Genomic DNA, 2,789 nt, shown 5'->3' with positions numbered 1-2,789 from the left:
CGCGCCACAGGTCACTTGATCTTGCCTTCCTTGTAGATCACGTGCTTGCGCACGACCGGGTCGTACTTCTTGATTTCCATCTTGCCCGGGGTGTTCTTCTTGTTCTTGTCCGTCGTGTAGAAGTGGCCGGTGTTGGCCGAGGAGATCAGACGGATCTTGTCGCGCTTGGATGCCATGTGTAGTTACTCCTCAGAMCTTTTCGCCGCGGGCACGCAGCTCGGCCAGAACGGAATCGATGCCGTTCTTGTCGATGGTGCGCAGCGCGTGCGCGGAAACTTTCAGCTTGACCCAGCGGTTCTCGCTGGCGACCCAGAAACGGCGCTCGTGCAGGTTGGGCAGGAAACGACGACGAGTCTTGTTGTTGGCGTGGCTGACGTTGTTACCCGTCATCACACGCTTGCCGGTCACTTGGCATACGCGGGACATACGCACCTCGATAAGTAATTGTGTCGCCCATAGCCCGGGAGACGGCGGCCCGGCGGACGGCCTGCAGGGCAGGACGGACACCACGCGATACGGCATGAAAACCGCTGCTGACCCAAGCCGGAATCGCGTTTCCGGCCGCAGATCCGGACATGCCGGACGCAGCGAGCCGCGCATTATGCGTGGGTTCTCCTTTGCGCGCAAGCACTTACGGCGGTCCGCCGGCTGGCGTAGCCGGCCTGCCGACCCCAACCAGGGGTTATGGACCCCGCGCGGTTTTCGATTGGCCGCCCCTGGCGCCCTTGGCTACGGTGTCGGGGCCGGAAGCCGCCGGTGTCCAGGAGCAATGAGCATGTCCGAGTCCGCCAGCTGGGGACCCCCTTACCTGCTCTACCTGGGTAACGCACAGGACGATCTGGCCGCCAAGACCGCCCGTGGCCTGGCCTACTGGCGACCGGCCTGGTGCGTGGGCCAGGTCCGCGGACCGCGCTGCAAGACCAGCGTCGGGCTGCCTGACCTGGATGTCGGGCAGGCGCGGGCCGCCGGCGCCCGGACGCTGTTGGTCGGCGTGRCCAATGCCGGCGGCGTGATGGATGGCGATACCGTGGAGGCCGTGCTGGCCGCGATGGAGGCGGGACTTCATGTGGCCTCGGGCCTGCACCAGCGCCTGGCCGACGAACCGCGCATCCGGGAGGCGGCCGACAGATTGGGACGCGTGCTGTTCGATGCCCGTCGCCCGCCGGCACTCGAGGTGGGCAAGGCCGTGCTGCGTGCCGGGAAGCGCCTGCTCACCGTCGGCACCGACTGCTCGGTGGGCAAGATGTACACCACGCTGGCGATCGAACGCGAACTCCGGTTGCGCAACATCGCGGCGGACTTCCGCGCCACCGGGCAGACCGGCATCTTCATTGCCGGCGGGCATGGCGTGCCGATCGACGCGGTCGTCGCCGACTTCATTTCCGGCGGCGCGGAATGGGTCTCCCCCGCACGCGACGATGGTGGCTGGGATCTCATCGAAGGGCAGGGTTCGCTCTTCCACCCGTCGTTCGCTGGTGTTTCGCTGGGCTTGCTGCATGGCGCGCAGCCGCATGCGCTGGTGCTCTGCCACGAGCCCACGCGCCAGCACATGCGCGGCCTGCCCCACTACGCGCTGCCTGCGCTGGAGGAGTGCCTCGCCGCGAACCTGCAAGCGGCGCGCCTGACCTCGCCGGGCGTGCAGGTGGCGGGTATCGCGGTGGACACGTCGCGGCTGTCGCGCGAACACGCGGCCAGCCTGTGTTCCCACGTCGAGAAGCGCTTCGGCCTGCCATGCCAGGACCCTGTCGCCGACGGCGTGGCGCGCATCGCGGACCGGTTGCTGGAGCTCTATCCGCCCGCCTGATCGCCGGGGAGGCGGGTCGGGGCTACGTATGATGGGAGCCACCGGGAAGGGGACTGCATGCGCCTGCGCCATATCGAACTGTTCCAGGCGCTGCTGCAGGCGGGCACCCTGACCGGCGCCGCGCGCCTGCTGCACATCTCGCAGCCGGCGGCCAGCAAGTTGCTACAGCACGCCGAGACGGGATTGGGCTTCGCGTTGTTCGAACGCGTGAACGGACGCCTGGTGCTGACGCCGCAGGGCCGGATGATGCGCGAGCACATCGAGCGTGTCGGCGACGAACTGGCCGATCTCGACCGCCTGGCCCGCAATGTGGTCGCGCCGGGCGGTACGGCGTTGCGGGTGGTGGCCACGCCGACGCTGGCCGGGGCGCTGCTGCCGTCTGCGCTGCGCGCATTGTCGGCGCGCTATGCCGATGCCCAGGTGCAACTGCTGACGCAGCACACGCGGGAGATCGTCGATGCACTGCGGTTGCGCGATGCGGACATCGGCCTGACGTTGCAGGCGGTGCATGTTCCCGGCATCCGCCAGCTCGTATTGGGCGAAAGCCGCGCGCACGCGATCGCACCGCCCGGCTACTGGAGTGATGACGCCATGCGCGAACCACTGCCGCGGTCTGCCCTGGCCGGCCAGGTGATGGTCGGCCTGGACGTGAGGGACGCCCTGGGGCGTGCCGTACGCCAGCACCTGCAGGATCTCGCACCGCCGCCGCGCATGCGCATCCGCGTGCAGACGTACCCGCTGGCGCGCGCGCTGGTCGCCGATGGGCATGGCGTGGCCGTGGTGGACGCCTTCACCGCGCGAACGGCGGGGCCCGCCGTGCAGGTCCGCCCGCTCGATCCGCCGCTGGCGGTAACGCTGCACGCGCTGCTGCGCGACGGCGAGCCGCCGATGCCGGTGCAGCGGCACTTCATCGACAGCGTGAAGCGGCTGGCGCGCGATTACGGGTGAGCGGCGAGCGCCTGCTTGCGTTCGCGCGTCCAGGCAC

At 68.8% G+C, this 2,789-nt stretch carries 4 protein-coding genes; 2 read left to right on the top strand and 2 right to left on the bottom strand.

Annotated elements, in window-relative coordinates:
• Positions 1-11: 11 nt before the first annotated feature.
• The gene (gene rpmG / locus AC04L7_RS16015; RefSeq protein ID WP_027070918.1) at positions 12-176 is read right to left on the bottom strand and encodes a 50S ribosomal protein L33; all 165 of its coding nucleotides are present in this window, start codon (positions 174-176) and stop codon (positions 12-14) included.
• 13 nt (positions 177-189) lie between these two features.
• Positions 190-426 carry a 50S ribosomal protein L28 gene (gene rpmB, locus AC04L7_RS16010; RefSeq protein ID WP_475513398.1) on the bottom strand — a complete coding sequence of 79 codons (237 nt, stop codon included), beginning with the start codon at positions 424-426 and terminating at the stop codon, positions 190-192.
• A 349-nt stretch (positions 427-775) separates the two neighbouring features.
• On the opposite strand from rpmB, the gene dgcN reads away from it, so the two are divergent.
• Together dgcN and AC04L7_RS16000 are read left to right on the top strand one after the other, a co-directional pair.
• Positions 776-1,804 (top strand): N-acetyltransferase DgcN, encoded by a 1,029-nt coding sequence (dgcN, locus tag AC04L7_RS16005; protein WP_475513397.1) that lies wholly within the window; start codon positions 776-778, stop codon positions 1,802-1,804.
• 57 nt (positions 1,805-1,861) lie between these two features.
• Positions 1,862-2,752 (top strand): LysR family transcriptional regulator, encoded by an 891-nt coding sequence (locus AC04L7_RS16000; protein WP_436000697.1) that lies wholly within the window; start codon positions 1,862-1,864, stop codon positions 2,750-2,752.
• Positions 2,753-2,789: the final 37 nt, after the last annotated feature.

The sequence above is a fragment of the Pseudoxanthomonas sp. LjRoot204_2 genome (genome assembly GCF_056175765.1).
This window is presented reverse-complemented; position numbering and strand designations above follow the sequence as displayed.